Source organism: Heminiphilus faecis, assembly GCF_008728965.1.
Classification (GTDB): Bacteria; Bacteroidota; Bacteroidia; order Bacteroidales; family Muribaculaceae; genus Muribaculum; species Muribaculum faecis.
In genome coordinates, this window is the sequence record NZ_VSMC01000001.1 from 302,117 (window position 1) to 317,377 (window position 15,261).

Here is a 15,261-nt window from a genome sequence, read left to right on the forward strand (position 1 = left end):
CTCTAAAGATTTATCATTATGAATAACTACAACATGGATTCTTATGGATCGCAGGCGCTTGACACAAGAGTGTCTCAGGTGATGAAGCGCGTTTATGTAAAGATGTTTCTTGCTCTGATCGTGACCGGCGGAGCCGCGTGGGTATGTGCCGGCATTCCCGATCTCATGTACTTTCTTGCCTCACACCGTTGGGTATATTGGGGATTGCTTATAGTGGAACTGTTGATGGTGTTCGGCATCAGTGGAGCAGTCAATAAAATCAGTTCGCCTATGGCTACCGTATTGTTTTATGCCTACTCGTTGCTGAATGGTGTCACGTTTGCTCTGATATTTGCCGCTTATACTCCGGTGTCTATTTTCAAGACATTCCTTATTACTGCCGGTGTATTCGGCGCCATGAGTGTGTACGGCTATTTTACCAATCGCGACCTTACCAAAATAGGCTCGTTTCTGTTCATGGCTCTGATTGGCCTTATAATAGCAAGTGTGATAAACATATTCTGGGCCAACAGTACACTTGAATGGATTGTATCTATAGCCGGTGTGCTCATATTCATCGGTCTTACAGCTTGGGATACACAAAAAATCAAGCAGATGGCACAGTACAATGCCATAGAACCGTCGCGTCTGGCTACGATAGGTGCATTGAGTCTATATCTTGATTTCATCAACCTGTTCTTGTACCTGCTTCGTTTCTTCGGTTCATCAAGAGACTAAGTCTTGTTTTTTAGATATAATCTCGGCAAAATGGTGAAAAATGCTGTTTTGCCGAGATTTTTTTGAAAAAACAGTCTGAAAATTTTGGAGAATTAAAAATTATACATAACTTTGCACTCGCTAAACGACAGAGGTCGCTTGCTAAACTCTAAAAAATGGTGCGTTAGTTCAGTTGGTTAGAATACATGCCTGTCACGCATGGGGTCACGGGTTCGAGTCCCGTACGCACCGCTGAGGAGAGAGGAAGAATGAGTAATTGTAATGCTTCGGCTTACTTTTACTCATTCTTTTTTGTACCCTCCGAATCCTCGTAACCCGTGTAAACATTAAAATGCAGCAGGCAGGTAGGGGCGCCAGTATTACGGCGCCCGCGAATCCGTATGGCCATATGCAATATTGTAATCCAAAGAATTACCCGAACCTGACAATTGTGTATTGCCATTCGTGTCGTGTTTATGCAATCCTATTTCCGTCGTCGCAATTATCCGGTTAAAGATTGAATGCAGCAAATTGGTAGGGGCGCCAGTATTACGGCGCCCGCAAAACCGTATGGCCATATGCAATATTGTAATTCAAAGAATTATCCGAACCTGACAATTGTGGATTGCCATGCGTGTCGTATCCGGACGCCGTGGTACTGGCGTCCCTACCATGAACGTGGTTGGTGATCAGTGAGTTGGCCCGCGAATCCGTGTGGCCATATGCAATATTGTAATCCAAAGAATTATCTGAACGGTACAATTGTGGATTGCCATGCGTGTCGTATGCGGACGCCGTGGTACTGGCGTCCCTACCACAAACATGGTTGGTTATCAGTGAATTGGTCCGCGAATCCGTATGGCGGGGCTGTAGTTTACCGGAGGCTGCAGGATACTGCAGATGCCTTGTCTCCGGCTTACGTTTTACATTAGCCGCAAAAGGCTCTCGCTATACCGTCGCTCTTTTTCATAAATAGATGTGTTAACATATTGTGCGTTTTCGCATTAACCAACATTAAATCGCGGATTAAATCGCATAATACCAGTACTTTATTCTGAAAATAAACTGTTAATGCCCGATTATGCATAAAAACGGTGGCCTGTCATATTATCTTTGCGGGAAAACAACCCTTTAACCAATCATCATATTATGAAACGCACGCCTAAATTTGATAGGGCATGGATCGAGTCCATAGCCATGCTTCCCGCAGAACTTCAGCAGCCGCTTACCGATGCCATCAGGGAGTATCAGAAGACCGGTGCCGGTCCTGCCGGGCTGCATCCGATAGCACAATGCGTGTTCAATCTTCTTAAACCTGTGATAGACCGCCGGGCCAAGGCCGCGTCCTATCAGCGCCGTCGCCGCGAGGCCGCTGCTGGGGTGTACCGGGCACCCTCCGTCGTCGAAGCAGGTCGTCGTGTGAAGCAGGACCGTAAGTACATACGCCATCTTGCCAAACGCTGCAGCCTTACGCACGGTCAGCTCAAGTCGGAGGTCGACCGTGTGTCGTCGCTGCTTGCCTGCAACGGCATAGACCGCATACCGCTCTTCCTGTACAAGGAGTACCTCGAACAGTACATAGCCGGCAATACGGCGCCCATGGTACCCGATGTGGGTAACTGTGCTACATAATACGGCGATGTATATCTGTGCCGCCTGCATGTTATGCCGAGGTCAGAAGGGCCATCGAATCGAATAAAACCGCCGTGATGATTGTAGATGTATGGTTATTTTTGCTGTTTTATAACATTTTGCTTGAAATATTAAAAATAATGCGTACATTTGCTAAAAAATTGGTAGGAATTTGTAATCATGCAATTTTATGGAGAAAATTGACAACCTTGATCGTAAAATACTCGAAATAGTTATGCGCAACGCCCGTATACCCTCCAAGGATGTGGCTATGGAGTGCGGTGTGTCGCGTGCCGCCATACACCAGCGTCTGCAGCGTATGATCGATCTTAAGGTCATCACCGGCTCGGGTTACCATGTCAATCCAAAAGTACTGGGTTACCGCACATGTACTTACATCGGTGTTAATCTTGACCGCGGGGCCATGTATCGCGATGTAGTGCCGGAGCTTGAGAAAATACCGGAAATTGTGGAGTGTCATTTCACTACCGGCCCATATACCATGCTTATTAAATTGTATGCCCGTGATAACGAGCATCTTATGGAGTTGTTAAATGACCGTATACAGACTATACACGGCGTCAACGGCACAGAGACTCTCATCTCGCTCGACAGCAGTATCGATCGTGAGATACCCATTAACTACGAATAATACAATCTTATAGCCGTACAAAGGCGGCAATTCAAAAAAAATCGTTATTTTTGTGTCATAAGATACGAAAATAATGCGACTTGTTATACAACGTGTGTCATCGGCTTCAGTAAGCGTCGACGGTAAACTTCATTCAGCCGTCGACCGCGGTATGCTTGTACTTGTAGGTGTCGAAAACGGCGACACCGAGGCCGATATGCAATGGCTTGCGGCCAAGACGGTGTCATTGCGGATATTTGACGATGAAAATGGCGTGATGAACCGCTCTGTGGCAGATGTAGGAGGAGATATACTTGCCGTAAGTCAGTTCACTCTCACGGCATCGACGCGTAAAGGCAACAGACCGAGTTATATAAGGGCTGCCGGTCATGAACTGGCTGTGCCGCTTTATGAGAATTTCTGTATGGAATTGTCGAGGCTTCTCGGCAGGGAAGTGAAGCGAGGCATATTCGGAGCCGACATGAAAGTAAGCCTTGTAAATGACGGGCCGGTAACGATAGTAATCGATTCAAGGCTTAAAGAATGAGCGATATGGAGCACAAGGAGCTTTCTGTAAGCGAGGCTCAGCAGATGGTGGACCGCTGGATAACGACGGTAGGAGTACGATATTTCTCGCCTCTTACCAATATGGCCATACTTGCCGAAGAGGTGGGGGAGGTAGCACGTATAATGGCCCGTCGATTCGGTGACCAGTCGTTTAAATCAGGGGAAGCCGACACTTTAGGCGATGAACTCGCCGACGTGATGTGGGTGGTGATGGCTATCGCCAACCAGACAGGTGTGGACCTTACTGAGGCCTTTTACAAAAATCTTGACAAGAAGACCGAACGAGACGCCTTGCGACACCGTTTAAATGAGAAACTGTAAATAAACAATAAAACCCATTTAGTTATGAGCGATAAATATCATGACACCGTAGCCGCATCAAAGGTTACTGCCGATGACGCTGTAGTTAAAGCCGAAGTCGAAAAGATACTTTCGGAGCACTTGGCTGAAAATATGAATAAGGATGTCTACAAGGCTATCCTTAACTGTATAGACCTCACCACACTCTCTACAACCGACTCGCCGATGTCGGTGGCTGACTTCACGGAGAGGGTCAATGCTTTTGACAACGAGCATCCCGAATTGAAAAACGTGGCCGCGATATGTGTTTATCCTAACTTCGCCCAGCTGGTGCGTACGGTACTCGATGTGTCGGACGTAAAGGTAGCCTGTGTGTCGGGAGCTTTTCCCTCGGCCCAGTCGTTTCTCGAAGTCAAGATAGCCGAAACCGCGCTGGCTGTCGAAGGCGGTGCTGACGAAATCGACATTGTGTTTAATGTAGGCAACTATCTTGACGGTGACTGGGAAGAGGTGGCTGACGAAATTATCGAACAGAAGCATGCCTGCCGCGAGGCTCATCTAAAGGTAATACTCGAGACTGGTGCCCTTAAGACGGCCGAGAACATACGCAACGCTTCGGTACTGTCGATGTATTCGGGCGCCGACTTCATCAAGACCTCTACAGGCAAGGTATATGAAGGAGCGTCGCTCGAGGCAGCTTACGTTATGGCCCAGTGTATAAAAGAATACTACGAGAATACTGGCAACAAGGTCGGATTCAAGGCTGCCGGAGGTATATCGACGACTGTCGATGCTGTCAAGTACTATACGGTCATAAAGGAAGTGCTTGGTGAGGAATGGCTTGACAATACGCTGTTCCGCATAGGTGCGAGTCGTCTTGCCAACAATCTGCTTGGCGACATCTTGGGTGAAAACGTCAAGTGTTTTTAGATATAGATGTCATGCAGTATTGGGCATTGATCAATAACGTAAAAGTGGGTCCGCTTTACTTCGACCAGTTATGTGCTATAGGAGTAAAGCGTGACACTCTTGTATGGCGCGAAGGACTTCGGCAATGGATGCCGGCGGATAGGGTGCCGGAGCTGATGCAGCTTTTTCCTCAGCATGTGTCGCGATTGGTGCAGTGCCCGCCCACTTATCTGGCGTGGGCAGTGGTGCTGACTCTGCTTTGTTGTCTTCCTGCGGGAATAGTGGCCATAGTATATTCTTCGAATGTTGAGTCAAAGTATGCTCAGGGCGACCTTGCCGGAGCACAGAGGGCATCGCAGAATGCCCAGATATGGTGTATACTCTCGTTTGTATTGGGTATCATAGGGCTTCCGTTTGCATTTATCACCGGAATGCCGTTTAACTGGCTCGTTTAGAAGCTATGACTGCGGGTCGTAATTATAGTATAGCGCTGCTTGTGTGCATTGCGGCGGCATTGTTGTGTTGTGTCTATTTTTATTTCGATCCCGGTGACAGCGCGTTTTTCCCGAAGTGTCCGTTTCTTGTCCTGACCGGATGGCAGTGTCCGGGCTGTGGCAGTCAGCGGGCCATACATGCCCTGCTACACGGTGACATAGCCGGTGCGTGGAGCTACAATGCTCTGCTTGTTCTGGCCATAGTGCCGGTAGCCGTTTTGCTTACAGCGGAGATGCTCCGCTGCCGTTATCCGCGCTTTTACCATGCCGTCAACTCGCAGTGGTCCATCTGGGGGTGTTTTGCCGTCATTACGGCATGGTGGATAGGCCGCAATATATTTTGATATATGCGAGGCTGTGAATGGCCTAAAATTCGCTGAAAAATACGGGTTTGATAACAAAGCCGACACGCAGTTGCGAGCGAAATTTATTATAATCGAGCAGCCCCTCTCCGTAACCGTTGTAAAACTGTAGAAACAGATATTGGTTTTCGTTGTTTGAGAGCTTGTAACTCAGTTCGACTACGGTATTGTAGTTGAGGTTCCAGCCCTTGCGTTTGGTAAGTATAATTGACGCTCCGAAGCGTTTTGACAGAGTGTTGTAGCTCATGCCGAACTGGTATAGGCCGTAGTAGTCGAGGAGGTCACGGTTGTTTTCACCGTCGACAATAGGTATCCAGTACTTACCGTAGATCATCATCGTTGGGTCAATGAATATGTTGGCCGCGAGCGATATGCGGTTCCATGAACGGCTCGCCTTGTGTGATTTGCCGTTGCTCTCGTGTTCGAGAATAAGCGATACCTTTCCGATAAAGCGGTTTTTTACGAAAAGCGGCTTTGTAAGACCTATACCGGGATTGAAGTTCAGGTCGGTCATCGGGAATGACTTCTGGAGCACGTTCCAAAAACATTTCTGCGTGTAGAAAAGATATAGGTATGTGTGCCAAGGAAGCACGCTCTTGGTTAACCGCTGCGCTATTGATATCTGAAATTTAACGTTTGTATTGGCTTTTGTGGCTTTAGGACCTACCGATGGACCGAAAATAAAATAATTGTCCTTGTACAGCCCGAAGAACGGACTGTTGTCGAAGGCTTTGCGCACGCTGTCGGTGTCAATCACCTCACTCGGCGAAGGACTTATTATCTGTCCGCGGGCGGCAATAGCAATTAATGTTATAACACTTATAAGCAATAATCGTCGCATAGCTGTTGGTTGTCGATTGCAATTATAATGCTTTACAAAGTTAAAAAGTTTAAACTGACTTCAATTATTTCAAAAGTATAATTTTATCGTCTATAATTCCGTTTTTTCTTTGAGGGGTGACGGGTTATGACTACCTTTGTACTACACAATATAAATGTGAGTTAGCTGTGAAAATATTAAAGACTTTATACATTCTTGCTTTGGCTGTTCTGGCTGTGGCGTGCGGCGATGACACCGAGTTTCGCATTGCTGGTGAAGTGCAGGGGCTCGGCACACGTGCTATCAATATGCTTTATGTGGCTGACGGTTCGGTGCGTTCGGTGTCTACGGCGGCTATAGACGGCAAGTTTGATTTGCGCGGCAATTCGTCGGATTATACAATGGTGGAGCTGTTTGTCGGAGCCAAAGGCAATGTGCCCTTGGCACGTATGCTTGTCAAGAACGGACAAACACTTCATTGCAAGCTCGACATTGAGAACCCTTCGGAAAACGAGATAAAAGGCAACAAGCCTTCAGAGCAGTGGTGCAGGTTTGTCAGAGATAATGCGGCGGTGCTTTATGACGGTACTCCCGGCATGGTGAACTCTGCCGTGAAGAAATATGTGGAGAGCAATCCTGACAACATAGTGTCGTCGCTTCTTATGCTTACATCTTACAACTCGGTCAATAACGAATCGCGGGCCGACTCGCTTTTTGCGGTGATAGCGCCCGAGGCGCGTCCTGCCAAATTGGTTGATGACTACCGTTTGTTGCTGTCATATAATAACAGTGCGGCATTGAATGCCAAAGTAAGGTCGTTTACTTTGTATTCGGCCGGTGACTCCTTGGAGCGTTATTCACCTTATAAATCGGCGTATTCTCTGCTCTATTTTACTGACGGTACGAAACGGTCCGATACTATTGTACGTCAGATAAAGCGTCCTTACGACGATTATACACGCAGGCGGTTCAGAGTGGTGGAGGTGTCGTTTGCTCCCGACTCTGCGGCGTGGAAACGTGCATCTGCCGATAGCATCGGCTGGACACGGGTGTGGGCTCCCGGAGGTGTGGCCCACAGCTCATTTGACGCGCTCAACATACCTCGTGTACCGTTTTATATTCTTGCCGACTCTACTGGCGCGCAGGTGTATCGCGGTTCCGAATTGCGTCAGGCTATGGACTCTCTTGACTCACGGTTAAAAAAGAATGGAAAATAATGGATAAAGTGCCTGCAGTATATCTTATACCGGTTATGCTGGGCGACACGGACGCCGACCGTGTATTGCCTTCTTTCAACCTTGATATTATCAGGGGGCTGCGGTATTTTATTGTAGAAAATCTGCGGTCGGCGCGGCGGTTTCTTAAACGTTGCGACCGGTCGATTGACATAGACTCGCTTGTCTTTGCGGAACTGAACGAGCATACACCCGCCGAAGCGGTGTCAGAGCTTCTGGCTCCGGCTGAAGCAGGCCATGACGTGGGTGTTATATCGGAGGCCGGATGTCCGGCTGTGGCCGATCCCGGTGCCGATGTGGTGGCTATAGCGCAGCAACGCGGTTATAAAGTGGTACCGCTTGTGGGTCCGTCGAGTATACTTATGTCGCTTATGGGGTCGGGGTTCAACGGGCAGAGTTTTGCATTTAACGGTTATCTGCCTATTGATGCGGGAGCCCGTACGGCCAAGTTGAAGGAGATGGAGCGGCGCATACGTCATGAGCATCAGACCCAGATATTCATAGAGACGCCGTATCGAAACAACAGGCTCATCAGCGAACTGTCGCATGCACTTCCGGGTGCTATGAAGCTGTGTGTGGCCTCTGACATAACCGGTGAGCGCGAAAGCATAGTCACCCGGCCGTTGTCGTACTGGAAGAACGCTTCGTATAATTACGATAAGATACCGACCATATTTTTACTTTATAAATAAATATACAGGGCATATAATGACACGACGGGGCAAATATGAACCAAATGACTTTCCGGGACTTTTCGATGAAGAGGAGTCGCCCTTGTCATACGGTGTGCGGACGTGCGGAGAACTTGCCGAGAAGGTAAGACTCACCGGCGGCCAGTCGTCATTTTCATTGCCGGAGGTGTCGCCGCTCGGTCCTATTGTTGTTAAGCCGGTACCCAACAAGATAGTGTTTATGTCGTTTGGCAGCGGAAGCAGCGGCAATTGCGCATATATCGGTGACTCGTTGTCGGGATTTCTTATCGATGCCGGTGTGGAGCCCAAACAGGTAGTGCAGGGTCTTGCCGAGCACAATATATCGATGGATATCGTGAAAGGCATATGTATAACGCATGACCACAGCGATCACATGCGTTATGCTTACACGCTTCTGAAGAAGTACCGTCACTTGCGTTTGTACTGTACTCCTCGCGCCATGAACGGTATAATGCGCCGGCACAGTGTGTCGCGCCGGCTTCGCGATTATCATGTAAGCATATACAAGGAGATACCGTTCACACTCGGCAACTTCACGATAACCGCGTTTGAAGTTATGCATGACGGTACTGACAATGCGGGCTTCTACGTGCAGCATGACGACCGCGCTTTTGCTATAGCGACCGATCTGGGGTGTATCTCTGACCGGGCTGACTATTATATGCGGCGTGCCGATTATATTATGATAGAGAGCAATTATGACCTTAATATGTTGCTTTTCGGACGTTATCCCGAGTATCTGAAGTCGCGGATACGCAATGTCAACGGACATCTTGACAACAAGATGACGGCCGAATATATCGCGAGAGTATACACAGAGCGTCTGAAATATATCTTTTTATGTCATCTCAGTCAGGACAACAATACTCCGGAAATAGCAATCGACGAATCGCGCAAGGCTCTCGAGGCACTCGGGCTTAAAGTAGGGGAGGGAAGAAACACTCCTGATGACAATGCTTCGCACGTGCAGCTTGTGGCGCTTCCACGCTTTGATTGCTCGCAACTGTATATACTGCGTCCACTGTAGATTTCAAACAATTGTTTCGACAGGCTTTCCGCTATTTCAAAAAAGCCTCTGTTTTTAACTTAGTTTAACTAATGGGGGGGGGTAATTATTAATTTGTGTTTACCTTTGTCGTAAGATACCGTAACTGCAAATTAGCCCTTTATGAGTGGAAAATTGTCCTACCTGCTGCGAAGCGGCAAAAACTCGAAGCAGAAATATTTTGCCATAAACTATCTGCGTCAGCTTATCCCTGAGTTTATTTTTCGGAAGAGACTGGAGTCGGTGCTCGAAAAAGCCTCGCGGCGTGATGACATAGACTATATAAAATGGCGTGTGGACTACTATAACAAACTCCGGTGTCCGGTGGTGCTTCCTCCGGAGTCTCCGCTTGTCAGGGACCATGCCATACCGCGCAAGCAGAAGGTGTATTATTTTGACACATATGAATTTCTCCGTTGGTTTCCGCAGGATTACCATTGGGGTTACTGTCCCGGTGACGTGACCTTCATACCCGACTGTCCGTCAATAGTCAAGAGCCGTCCGATAGCCGGCGACAATGAGAATTCGGTTGTGATGAAACTCGACAAAATACGCCACTTCATCTTTGTAAAGGACAAGAAAAAGTTTGCCGACAAGAGGCCTACAGCTATATTCCGCGGCAAAGTCGGCGACAAGGAATTGCGTATGGAGTTTATGCGTAAATTTTACGGAAGCGACATTTGTGACGCCGGCGACGTGAGCCGTGATCCTAAGTTGCCTCCGGAGTGGCATCGTGAGAAGATGACCATCAGCGACCATCTCGACTACATGTTTATCATGGCCTTGGAGGGAAATGACGTGGCGAGCAATCTTAAGTGGGTCATGTCATCCAATTCTCTTGCCGTAATGCCGCGTCCGGTTTATGAGACATGGTTTATGGAGGGACTTCTGAAGCCCGGGGTGCATTATGTGGAAATAGAGTCCGACTTCAGTGACCTCGACGAAAAAATGCGCTATTACGCCTCGCATCATGATGAGGCGCAGAAGATAATCGACAATGCCCATGAGTGGGTTGACCAGTTTCGCGACAAAGAACGCGAGAATATAATATCGTTGCTTGTGCTGGACAAGTACTTCAGACTGACGGGCGGTCGTTAGATACGTGTGTCAGAGCTTAATCATGTGCTTGAGCTTACGGCGCAGGATACGTGAATCGATATAATGTTTGTGGACTTCGAGAGCTTCAGCTACTATCCGGTCTTCAGGTTCTCCCGACACCTGTGCGTAGTAGCGTGCCAGACGTGCGGTCTCCTCGAAGCTGTCGTGCATGGAACGAAACATCGACATGAGTTTTTTTCGTGAGCTGACATTGAACTTCATGCGGTTTACGTCAATATAGTAATATCTGTAGCCGCTTTCGGCCGAGCCGGTATAAATGACATTGCCGGGGGAGAAATCTTTATGCCACACCTGTGCGCGGTACAGCTTGAACATCTCTTGGGCAAGACCATGCAGCAGTTGGTCGGCATCGGTGTTGTTTTCCCAATCACGCATGTTTCCGCCAGCTATCTCTTCTGATATGTAATAGCTGTTGAGTAGCTTGTGGCCGCGCCTTACTTCAGCGTATGCTATTATGGCAGGGGTGCGGAATCCGAGTTGCTGAAGTTTTTTTGAGTTCAGGTAGCTGCGTTCCGCCTTGCTTTTGCGCAAAGTAGTATACACGTAAGAATTGATACATCCCGGCAACTTGAATGACTTTATGATAATCGGCCGGTTGTCGGTGAGCATGCGGTAAACTGTATTGCGACCCTGATATATGATTTCGGTGTCTTCGGGCACACCGTTTTTTGCGATCGATTCTATCAAGGGCCGCATATGTTCATAGCGTGAGCTTATGTGAATTTTGTACTTAATCATGGCGGTCAATAGTACTGGTTTCTTGTATTTACAAATTTACTATTTTTTTCGGATATTGCAATCTGTTATCCGGGTCGTATATGAATGGGGTGGGGGAGAGGTCATGCGGCTGTAATCATCAGCCCGTTTATCGCTTCTGACAATTGAAAATTTCCGTATAACCGTGCGAAAGTGAAAAAATATTTGATTCTCACAGAGCTAAAAATAAAGGAATTTATTTAATATCAGTGGTTTATGCGATATTTGCCCGCTTGCTTGGCATCTCCGAAAAAATTAGCGTAATACCGAAATACGGGAAATTTACATTAAATTTGTAAAAACTCTTGCAATGGCACTTAACTACATTTGGATCGCTTTCTTTCTGGTGGCATTTTTGGTCGCTTTGGGAAAGACTTTGTTTTTCGGAGATTTCAGCATATGGAGTTCAATAATGAGCGCATCGTTTTCATCGGCAGCTACTGCTTTTGAAATTTCGCTGGGACTTACCGGCATCCTGTCGCTGTGGATGGGATTGATGAAAATCGGTGAGCGCGGCGGAGTCATTCAGTTTTTCGGTCGTATGATAAGCCCTCTTTTCTGCCGGCTGTTTCCCGGTATTCCCAAGGGACATCCCGCCATGGGATCTATATTTATGAATGTGTCGGCCAACATGCTCGGTCTTGACAATGCCGCGACTCCTCTCGGTCTTAAGGCCATGCAGGAGATGCAGTCGTTAAACGAAAAGAAAGACACCGCTACCGATGCTATGCTGATGTTTCTGGTACTCAATGCTTCCGGTCTGTGCTTCATACCCATAGGCATAATGATGTACAGGGCGCAGGCGGGAGCGGCCAATCCTACCGATGTGTTTCTGCCGATACTGCTGGCCACGTTCATAGCTACTTTCGTAGGCATAGTGGCCATGTGTATAAAGCAGCGTATAAAGCTGTGGGACAGGGTGATGACAGCATGGCTCGGCGGTCTTGCCCTGCTTGTGGGCGGTATTGTGTGGTTTTTTTCGTCATTGCCGAAGGAGGAAGTGGAGCTGTACTCTTCGTTTGTCGCTAACGTATTGCTGTTCAGTGTTATAATTATGTTCATATGTGCCGGACTGAAGAAGCGGATCAACATGTATGACGCATTTATAGAGGGAGCCAAAGAGGGCTTCAAGACTGCGGTGATGATAATACCTTATCTTGTGGCTATACTTGTGGCTATAGGCATGTTTCGGGCCTCGGGAGCCATGGATGTGGTCACTGATGCCATAGCATCATGTTTCAGTTTTGTTGGTCTTGACGCCGAGTGGGTGGGCGCTCTGCCTACAGCCCTTATGAAGCCTCTTAGCGGCTCTGGCAGCCGCGGTATGATGGTGGACCTCATGAATACCTACGGGCCCGATGCTTTCGTGTCGCGGGTGTCTGCCGCTATTCAGGGGAGCACCGATACGACATTCTACATCCTTGCGGTTTACTTTGGCAGCGTGGGGGTTGTCAAGACCCGCTACGCTGTGCCTTATGCGCTGCTTGCCGATGCCGTGGGCTCGCTTGCCGGTGTCATAGCCGCTTACCTGTTTTTCTCCTGATTTTTTCGCTTTGCAATATTGATGAAATTACGTACATTTGTATGTAATAATCATTTGTTATGGATAATAAAATCGAGTGGCTTACCCGCAATGTAGAGATGCCCGCGATTGATGCCGGACGACTTGAAAGCTGGCTTGGCAGAGTGGCGTCGGCTCACGGGCGCATTAAGGGACCGTTGGTATATATATTTTGTAATGACGAGGAGATAATCGATGTAAACCGTCGGTTTCTCAATCATGACTATTATACGGATATAATAACATTTGACTATTCGCGTGGCAGGCTTGTGAGCGGCGATATGTTTATTTCGCTCGATACGGTTAGGAGCAATGCGCAGTCGCTCGGTGTGAATTATGATGACGAACTCCTCCGGGTCATAGTACACGGACTGCTTCACCTCTGCGGTATAAATGACAAAGGACCGGGTGAACGCGCCATAATGGAGCGCCATGAGGATGAAGCTCTGGCCATGCTTGCAGGTGTATAATAAGCGGAAATAGAATAAAAAATATGAGATTTGACTACGATGTTATAGTGGTAGGAGCAGGACATGCCGGATGCGAGGCGGCCTCGGCCTCTGCACGCATGGGCGCGTCCACGCTGCTTGTCACTATGGATATGAACAAGATAGCCCAGATGAGCTGTAATCCGGCTGTGGGTGGCATAGCGAAGGGGCAGATAGTACGTGAAATCGATGCTTTGGGCGGCATGATGGCTATAGTCACCGACCGTACGGCCATACAATTCCGCATGCTCAACCGCTCCAAGGGACCGGCCATGTGGAGTCCTCGCGCACAGAGCGACCGCATGAAGTTCAGTGCCGAGTGGCGCCGTTTACTTGAAAATACCGACAATCTTTATATGTGGCAGGACTCGGTGTCGTCGCTGCTTATCGATGAGGGCAGGGTGACGGGAGTCAAGACGGCTCTGGGCATTGTGTTCCGTTCAAAGACTGTCATACTTACGGCAGGCACATTTCTTAACGGATTGATGCACGTGGGACGTGCGCAGGTAGAGGGCGGACGGGTGTCGGAGCCGGCGTCGCACGGTATTACGGAGCAACTTCGCGATCTGGGCTTCGCCACCGCCCGTATGAAAACCGGTACGCCGGTGCGTATCGACGGCCGCAGTGTTCGCTGGGAGCTTACCGCTCCGCAAGCCGGCGATGACGACTTTCATAAATTCAGCTTTCTGCCCGACGTTCATAGAGAGCTTAAGCAGCGCGAATGCCATATCGTGTACACCAACACTGCTACGCATGACATATTGCGTGGAGGCTTGCCCGACTCTCCGCTTTACAACGGACAGATACAGAGCATAGGCCCTCGTTATTGTCCGAGTATCGAGACCAAGATAGTCACCTTTCCAGACAAGGATGAACATCAGCTGTTTCTCGAACCGGAGGGAGAGGATACGCAGGAATACTATCTAAACGGATTTTCGTCATCGCTTCCGTTTGATGTCCAGATAAACGCGCTTATGACGGTGCCCGCTCTTAAGGATGTGCAGATATATCGCCCCGGATATGCCATAGAATATGACTTCTTTGACCCTACACAGCTCCATCATACCCTTGAGACCAAGTTGCTCTCCGGACTCTTTTTTGCCGGTCAGGTCAATGGCACTACCGGCTATGAGGAGGCGGCGGGGCAGGGGCTTGTCGCCGGCATAAACGCTGCGGCGTCGGCCCTCGGACGTGAGCCGTTTGTGCTCGGGCGTGACGAGGCTTATATCGGGGTCCTTATCGATGATCTTGTCACCAAGGGCGTCGACGAGCCTTACCGTATGTTTACATCGCGGGCCGAGTACCGGATTCTGCTCCGTCAGGATGATGCCGACATGAGACTTACGCCTAAAGGATATGCCATAGGACTTGCCTCAAAAGAGCGCTACGACCTTATGCGGGAAAAACTTGTGCAGCGCGACGCCCTTATAGCATTTGCCAAGGAGTTCTCGCTTAAGCCGGCGTTGATCAATCCTGCTCTTGAGGCTCTCGGTACGTCGCCTTTGAAGCAGGGTGTCAAACTCTATGACCTTATATTGCGTCCGCAATTGTCGATAATGACGTTGTGCGATTTTATAGCTCCTCTGCGCAGTGCGGTTGAGAATATCGACCCTCTGCGTCGTGAAGAGATAGTCGAAGCTGCGGAGATACTTATCAAGTATCAGGGCTATATTGACCGCGAGCGGCAAGTGGCCGACAAACTTCACCGTCTCGAGGAACTAAAATTGAAAGGACGGTTTGATTACTCTTCAATCAAGGCTCTTTCGACCGAGGCCCGACAGAAACTCGAACGTATACAGCCCGAGACGGTAGCTCAAGCGAGCCGCATACCCGGTATATCGCCCTCTGACATAAACATACTTCTATTGTTGATGGGTAGATGATTGTTTCACGTGAAACATAGGTAAGTAAATAATAAACAAATAATTAACAC

Annotated in this window: 17 protein-coding genes and 1 tRNA gene; 16 read left to right on the forward strand and 2 right to left on the reverse strand. The window is 48.5% G+C overall.

Annotation, left to right across the window (positions count from 1 at the left end; translation table 11 throughout):
* Positions 1-18: 18 nt before the first annotated feature.
* From FW767_RS01180 to FW767_RS01220, 9 genes are all read left to right on the forward strand, one after another.
* A complete protein-coding gene (locus FW767_RS01180) occupies positions 19-717 on the forward strand; it encodes a Bax inhibitor-1/YccA family protein (RefSeq protein WP_121697942.1) in 699 nt (232 codons plus the stop codon).
* Between the two features lie 157 nt (positions 718-874).
* Positions 875-948, forward strand: a tRNA-Asp gene (locus FW767_RS01185).
* 897 nt (positions 949-1,845) lie between these two features.
* A complete protein-coding gene (locus tag FW767_RS01190; protein ID WP_148464136.1) occupies positions 1,846-2,328 on the forward strand; it encodes a DUF6291 domain-containing protein in 483 nt (160 codons plus the stop codon).
* A 190-nt stretch (positions 2,329-2,518) separates the two neighbouring features.
* Positions 2,519-2,980, forward strand: a complete 462-nt coding sequence (locus tag FW767_RS01195; RefSeq protein ID WP_121700037.1) for an Lrp/AsnC family transcriptional regulator — start codon at positions 2,519-2,521, stop codon at positions 2,978-2,980.
* 73 nt (positions 2,981-3,053) lie between these two features.
* Positions 3,054-3,506, forward strand: coding sequence for a D-aminoacyl-tRNA deacylase (dtd, locus tag FW767_RS01200; protein ID WP_121700038.1), 453 nt, complete (start codon positions 3,054-3,056; stop codon positions 3,504-3,506).
* A 5-nt stretch (positions 3,507-3,511) separates the two neighbouring features.
* Positions 3,512-3,847, forward strand: a complete 336-nt coding sequence (locus FW767_RS01205) for a nucleotide pyrophosphohydrolase (protein ID WP_121700064.1) — start codon at positions 3,512-3,514, stop codon at positions 3,845-3,847.
* Between the two features lie 24 nt (positions 3,848-3,871).
* Entirely contained in the window at positions 3,872-4,756 is an 885-nt protein-coding gene (deoC, locus tag FW767_RS01210) for a deoxyribose-phosphate aldolase (protein WP_121700039.1), read from the forward strand.
* Positions 4,747-5,190, forward strand: a complete 444-nt coding sequence (locus FW767_RS01215; protein WP_148464134.1) for a CD225/dispanin family protein — start codon at positions 4,747-4,749, stop codon at positions 5,188-5,190. The genes deoC and FW767_RS01215 overlap by 10 nt, the downstream gene beginning before the upstream one ends.
* A 5-nt stretch (positions 5,191-5,195) precedes the next feature.
* Positions 5,196-5,573 (forward strand): DUF2752 domain-containing protein, encoded by a 378-nt coding sequence (locus FW767_RS01220; RefSeq protein ID WP_121700041.1) that lies wholly within the window; start codon positions 5,196-5,198, stop codon positions 5,571-5,573.
* Positions 5,574-5,595: 22 nt separating this feature from the next.
* Here FW767_RS01220 and FW767_RS01225 read toward each other — a convergent pair whose 3' ends face one another.
* A complete protein-coding gene (locus FW767_RS01225) occupies positions 5,596-6,432 on the reverse strand; it encodes a phospholipase A (protein WP_121700042.1) in 837 nt (278 codons plus the stop codon).
* Between the two features lie 167 nt (positions 6,433-6,599).
* Here FW767_RS01225 and FW767_RS01230 point away from each other — a divergent pair, with 167 nt between their 5' ends.
* From FW767_RS01230 to FW767_RS01245, 4 genes are all read left to right on the forward strand, one after another.
* The gene (locus FW767_RS01230) at positions 6,600-7,628 is read left to right on the forward strand and encodes a hypothetical protein (RefSeq protein WP_121700043.1); all 1,029 of its coding nucleotides are present in this window, start codon (positions 6,600-6,602) and stop codon (positions 7,626-7,628) included.
* On the forward strand, positions 7,628-8,338 hold the full coding sequence (locus FW767_RS01235) for an SAM-dependent methyltransferase (RefSeq protein WP_121700044.1): 711 nt from the start codon (positions 7,628-7,630) through the stop codon (positions 8,336-8,338). The genes FW767_RS01230 and FW767_RS01235 overlap by 1 nt, the downstream gene beginning before the upstream one ends.
* Before the next feature lie 16 nt (positions 8,339-8,354).
* On the forward strand, positions 8,355-9,386 hold the full coding sequence (locus FW767_RS01240) for an MBL fold metallo-hydrolase (protein WP_121700045.1): 1,032 nt from the start codon (positions 8,355-8,357) through the stop codon (positions 9,384-9,386).
* 141 nt (positions 9,387-9,527) lie between these two features.
* A complete protein-coding gene (locus FW767_RS01245) occupies positions 9,528-10,502 on the forward strand; it encodes a glycosyl transferase family 90 (RefSeq protein WP_121700046.1) in 975 nt (324 codons plus the stop codon).
* Positions 10,503-10,511: 9 nt separating this feature from the next.
* Here the strand turns inward: FW767_RS01245 and FW767_RS01250 are convergent, their stop codons facing one another.
* The gene (locus tag FW767_RS01250; RefSeq protein ID WP_121700047.1) at positions 10,512-11,261 is read right to left on the reverse strand and encodes a lipopolysaccharide kinase InaA family protein; all 750 of its coding nucleotides are present in this window, start codon (positions 11,259-11,261) and stop codon (positions 10,512-10,514) included.
* 328 nt (positions 11,262-11,589) lie between these two features.
* On the opposite strand from FW767_RS01250, the gene FW767_RS01255 reads away from it, so the two are divergent.
* Genes FW767_RS01255 through mnmG form a run of 3 tightly spaced genes read left to right on the forward strand, consistent with a single transcriptional unit; the run spans position 11,590 to position 15,211 of the window.
* Positions 11,590-12,822 carry a nucleoside recognition domain-containing protein gene (locus FW767_RS01255; RefSeq protein ID WP_121700048.1) on the forward strand — a complete coding sequence of 411 codons (1,233 nt, stop codon included), beginning with the start codon at positions 11,590-11,592 and terminating at the stop codon, positions 12,820-12,822.
* A 59-nt stretch (positions 12,823-12,881) separates the two neighbouring features.
* Positions 12,882-13,310 carry an rRNA maturation RNase YbeY gene (gene ybeY / locus FW767_RS01260; protein WP_121700049.1) on the forward strand — a complete coding sequence of 143 codons (429 nt, stop codon included), beginning with the start codon at positions 12,882-12,884 and terminating at the stop codon, positions 13,308-13,310.
* Positions 13,311-13,333: 23 nt separating this feature from the next.
* Positions 13,334-15,211, forward strand: a complete 1,878-nt coding sequence (gene mnmG / locus FW767_RS01265; RefSeq protein WP_121700050.1) for a tRNA uridine-5-carboxymethylaminomethyl(34) synthesis enzyme MnmG — start codon at positions 13,334-13,336, stop codon at positions 15,209-15,211.
* The last annotated feature ends 50 nt before the right edge of the window (positions 15,212-15,261 follow it).